Source organism: Vicinamibacterales bacterium (assembly GCA_036504215.1).
Taxonomy (GTDB): Bacteria; Acidobacteriota; Vicinamibacteria; order Vicinamibacterales; family Fen-181; genus FEN-299.
In genome coordinates, this window is record DASXVO010000063.1 from 1 (window position 1) to 4,274 (window position 4,274).

A 4,274-nucleotide genomic window follows, 5' to 3' on the forward strand; every position below is an offset into this window, starting at 1 on the left:
GATTACCAGCGTCAGTACGAGCCGATCCTCTATGGCTGGAAGGAGGGCACGGATCACTTCTGGTGCGGCGCCCGTGACCAGGGTGATGTCTGGCTCGTGAAAAAGCCGGTCTCGAACGACCTGCACCCGACGATGAAGCCCGTCGAATTGGTGGAGCGCGCGGTCCGGAACAGCAGCAAAAACCGGGATACGGTGCTTGATCCCTTCGGCGGATCGGGATCGACGCTGATTGCCTGCGAGAGGTCCGGCCGCCAGGCGCGCGTAATTGAACTTGAACCGAAGTACTGCGACGTCATCGTCCGGCGCTTCCAGGAGTATGCCGGCAAAACCGCGACGCTGGAAACCGATGGCCGGGACTTTGCCGACGTTGCGGCGGAGCGCTTGGGAGTGGCCACATGAATCGAACGCTGCCACCGGGAGTTGGCCCAGATCGAAGCGGAGATCCGATCCGGCAATCCCGACATCCAGGGCCTCTGCCTGGCACTGTCGGACTGGTCCGCCGAGTTACGCATCCTTAAGAACCTCCCATGGAAAACCACGTTCTACTTCAAGTCCTGATCGCCGCCATCGGTCTGGTGTCCGGTCTGATCGGCGCGTATGTCAGCCTGCAGAATCGTGCGCTGCTGGCGGAGGTGCGCCGCGAGCTTGCTGAGTTGGAGAACCGCATCATCACGCGCATTAACGGAACGTACGTGAGGCGGGGCGAATGTGAGCTCCGCGAGGAGCTCGTTCACGAAAGGCTCACGGCAATCGCCGACGAGGTGAGGAACAGAAACGCCGCCGGTTCGTAAGGCCGGCGGCGGTAGCGCGCTGGAGTTGTTACTGGCTCACGCGGTAGGCGCGCGCGCCACTCTCGGACTTGAAGGACTCGACTTTGATGCCCATCTTCTTGGAGAGGCCGCCAGAGATGAAGCCGCGGACGCTGTGCGCCTGCCAGCCGGTGGCGGACATGATGTCGGCGAGCGTGGCGCCTTCCGGGCGGCGGAGCATGTCGAGTACGATGGCTTTCTTGCTGCCCTCGCGCGCCCCTTTGGGCCCCGTGGCGTCGTCTTTGGGCGTGGCCTCCTTGGTCGCCTTGGCCTTCTTCGGCGCGGCGGGGGCCGCGTGTTGCGCGGGGGCGGGCGTCAGTGCTTGGACTGCCTTCCAGATACGGGCGGCCGCCGTCTTGCGGTCCGTGAACTTCTTGACCGGCTTCAGCGTGTCGAAGGGCACCACGCCGGCGAAGTTGTTCCAAACGTCGACGAAGCGGCCGATCGGCCACTGGCTGGTCAGCTTGGCCAGTTCCTTCTCGCTGGCAAAGGTCCCTTCGGTGCTTCCGATGCGGTGGTTCAGCGCATCCTCGTACTCGGCAAACGCCGTGATGTTGTTCTCGGTGTCGATCGTGAAAGTGGTCATGTTTGTTCTCCTGGTCTATCGATTCATGCCGGCGAGCTTGCCGTCGGCGGTTAGGTGCAAGTTCTTGAGATAGCCGCTGGCCAGGCGTGCCCAGCCAAACGGCGTCGAAATTTCGTGACGGGCGGCGATGCGGCTCAACTTCAGCCGGTGCGTACCGTTGTCGAACTCCTTCTTGAGGTGGCCCCAGCGGTCGAGCGCCCAGCCGTTCCGCGTGGCCCAGGCAGTGAGTTCGTCGCGGGTCATGGTCAGTACTCCAGACCCTTGGCGTCGACGGCGCTGCGGTCGCCGAGGCTGGCCAGGACGTAGGCGAGTTCCTCGGTCACGCGGCCGAGGTCGCCGGCGTACCCCCAGTTGGCGGGCTCCTGCGCCTGGCTCGCTTTGTGCTGCTCCAGGCGGCTGGCGATGCGCTTGAGCAGGTCGGCGCATTCGGCGTGGCGCGCGGCGTAGGTTTCCGCGGCGGTCTGCTTGGTGGACTTGGTGGTGCGTTGCATCGAACACATGAATCGCTTCGGTGCGGCGAGATAGCAAGGGAATCCTCAGAAGAATCTTCGAGGCGATTGTCAGGCGAAGGAACCGATGTACACGGACCAACAATTGCAGGCGCTGCGCGATGCTCTGGCCAACGGGGTGCGTCGAGTTCGCTTCGGTGACCGGGAGATCGAGTACCGGACCGTCGAGGAACTGAAGGAAGCGATCGCCGCCGCCGAGGCAGACGTGACGAAAAACAGCGGCGTGCCGGTGATCCGGCAGATCCGCGTGCAGACGCAAAAGGGTTTCTGAAGACAGTGGGATTCTGGAATCGACTCCGGGCGGCATTGCCCGGGTTGCGCGCCGCATCCGATTACGAGGCGGCTGCTGCGACTCGGCGCACCACCGGCTGGGCACCGTCCACGGGCGACATCAACACGCTCGTCTTTCAGAGCGGGGACACGTTGCGGTCGCGTTCGCGGGACATGGTGCGCCGGAACCCCTGGGCCACGAACGCCCTCGATGCGTTCATCGGAAACTGCATCGGCACTGGCATCAAGCCGCAGTCGCAGCATGCGGACGCGGCGATCAAAGAGCAGATCCAGTCGTTGTGGCTGCGGTGGACGGACGAAGCTGATGCCTCCGGCCTGACGGATTTCTACGGGCTGCAGTCGCTTGCCTGCCGGTCGGTGATGGAAGCGGGCGAGTGCTTCGTCCGTCTGCGCCCGCGACTGCCGAAGGATGGGCTGTCAGTGCCGCTGCAGCTTCAGGTCCTCGAAGCCGAGCATCTGCCGACGAATGAGACGCGGAAGCTGGAGAGCGGGAATTACGTTCGTGCCGGCATTGAGTTCAACGGGATTGGGAAACGAGTCGCTTATCGCCTCTACCGTGAACATCCTGGCGACGCTCTGAATCCGATGGCCTCAACCGAACTGGTGCGGGTGCCCGCGGAATTCGTCCTGCATTTGTTCCGGCCACTGCGGCCTGGCCAATTACGCGGTCAGCCTTGGCTGACGCAGGTGCTCGTCAAGCTCTATGAGCTCGACCAATACGACGACGCCGAGCTCGTCCGCAAGAAGACAGCGGCGATGTTCGCCGGCTTCGTCACGAAGAACGCCCCGCAGGATTCGTTACTGGGCGAGGCGAATCCGGACTCGACGGGCGCGGCCTTGGCGGGCCTCGAGCCGGGAACGCTTCAGGTTCTGCTGCCTGGCGAGGACGTGAAGTTCTCCTCTCCCGCTGATGTGGGTGCCACGTACGAGACGTTCATGCGCGTGCAGTTGCGCTCGATCGCGGCGGGCATGGGAATCACCTATGAACAACTGACCGGCGATCTCACCGGCGTGAACTACTCCTCGATCCGGGCGGGCCTGCTGGAATTCCGCCGGCGATGCGAACAGTTTCAGCACCAGGTGATCGTGTTCCAGATGTGCCGCCCAATCTGGCAGGCCTGGATCGACGCGGCGGTGCTGAGCGGCGCCCTGCCGAAGGCGCAGGACCTGACGCCTTACTACGGCGTGAAATGGATTCCTCCCGGCTTCGCTTGGGTCGATCCGCTGAAGGACATCAAGGCGCAGATCATGGCCGTGCGCGCGGGCTTCAAGAGCCGAGCCGAGGTCGTCTCCGAACAGGGCTACGACGCGGAAGGGATCGACCGCGAGATCGCCGCCGACAATGCGCGCGCCGACTCACTCGGCCTCGAATATGACTCCGATCCACGAAAGGAACCGAATGCACCCGCTACCGCATCTGGCGACTCGAATCTTTGATACCCCGTTGCTGATCGCGCCGCAGAAGCTCGAGGTCATCCTCGCGGCGCTCGCACCTCGGCTCGGGATTGAAGTGCCGCCGGTGGCGGCCGCCGCCGCGACCGAGCGGGCCGCGCGGAAGCCATACGAAGTATCGCCGGAAGGTATCGCCATCATCCCGGTCGAAGGGACGCTGGTCCACAAGACTCGCGGGTTGGACGCCTTGTCGGGGCTACGGTCCTACGTGGACATCCAGCAGGAGATTGAAGACGCTGCAACGGACCCCGCGATCAAAGGGATCCTGCTCGAAATCGATTCACCTGGTGGCGAGGTGGCCGGCGCCTTTGATGTGGCCGACACAGTGTATTCGGCGCGCGCGATGAAACCTCTCTTCGCTGTTGCCAACAACGACGCCTTCAGCGCCGCGTACCTGCTGGCGTCCGGAGCCCAGCGCATTTACGTCAGCCGTACCTCCGGTGTCGGCAGCGTTGGCGTCATCGTCAGCCACCTCGACATGAGCGTCAGCGACGAGAAGATGGGCTACCGCTACACGATCGTCAGCGCCGGTGCCCGCAAGGCCGACTTCAATCCACACGCGCCGCTCAGCGACGAGGCGAAGGGCATCCTCGAAGGCGAGATCGCCCGCACCTACGGGTTGCTCGT

8 protein-coding genes are annotated in these 4,274 nt (G+C 63.9%); 5 read left to right on the forward strand and 3 right to left on the reverse strand.

Annotation, left to right across the window (positions count from 1 at the left end; translation table 11 throughout):
• Together VGK32_18785 and VGK32_18790 are read left to right on the forward strand one after the other, a co-directional pair.
• Window positions 1-399, forward strand: a 399-nt coding sequence (locus tag VGK32_18785) for a site-specific DNA-methyltransferase (protein ID HEY3383813.1), incomplete at its 5' end; no start/stop codon positions are given.
• Between the two features lie 128 nt (window positions 400-527).
• Window positions 528-791, forward strand: a complete 264-nt coding sequence (locus VGK32_18790) for a hypothetical protein (GenBank protein HEY3383814.1) — start codon at window positions 528-530, stop codon at window positions 789-791.
• 28 nt (window positions 792-819) lie between these two features.
• Here the strand turns inward: VGK32_18790 and VGK32_18795 are convergent, their stop codons facing one another.
• The 3 genes from VGK32_18795 to VGK32_18805 are packed head-to-tail and all read right to left on the reverse strand — an operon-like array spanning window position 820 to window position 1,886.
• Window positions 820-1,395 carry a DUF3489 domain-containing protein gene (locus VGK32_18795; protein HEY3383815.1) on the reverse strand — a complete coding sequence of 192 codons (576 nt, stop codon included), beginning with the start codon at window positions 1,393-1,395 and terminating at the stop codon, window positions 820-822.
• A 15-nt stretch (window positions 1,396-1,410) separates the two neighbouring features.
• Window positions 1,411-1,638 (reverse strand): hypothetical protein, encoded by a 228-nt coding sequence (locus VGK32_18800; protein HEY3383816.1) that lies wholly within the window; start codon window positions 1,636-1,638, stop codon window positions 1,411-1,413.
• Window positions 1,639-1,640: 2 nt separating this feature from the next.
• On the reverse strand, window positions 1,641-1,886 hold the full coding sequence (locus tag VGK32_18805; GenBank protein ID HEY3383817.1) for a hypothetical protein: 246 nt from the start codon (window positions 1,884-1,886) through the stop codon (window positions 1,641-1,643).
• Window positions 1,887-1,971: 85 nt separating this feature from the next.
• Between VGK32_18805 and VGK32_18810 the strand changes: the two genes are divergently transcribed.
• The 3 genes from VGK32_18810 to VGK32_18820 form a co-directional block, all read left to right on the forward strand.
• Window positions 1,972-2,175: a hypothetical protein gene (locus tag VGK32_18810; GenBank protein HEY3383818.1), complete on the forward strand. Its 204-nt coding sequence runs from the start codon at window positions 1,972-1,974 to the stop codon at window positions 2,173-2,175.
• Window positions 2,176-2,219: 44 nt separating this feature from the next.
• Window positions 2,220-3,632 carry a phage portal protein gene (locus VGK32_18815; GenBank protein ID HEY3383819.1) on the forward strand — a complete coding sequence of 471 codons (1,413 nt, stop codon included), beginning with the start codon at window positions 2,220-2,222 and terminating at the stop codon, window positions 3,630-3,632.
• A 7-nt stretch (window positions 3,633-3,639) separates the two neighbouring features.
• The coding region (locus VGK32_18820; protein ID HEY3383820.1) for a S49 family peptidase at window positions 3,640-4,274 on the forward strand (635 nt) is incomplete at its 3' end.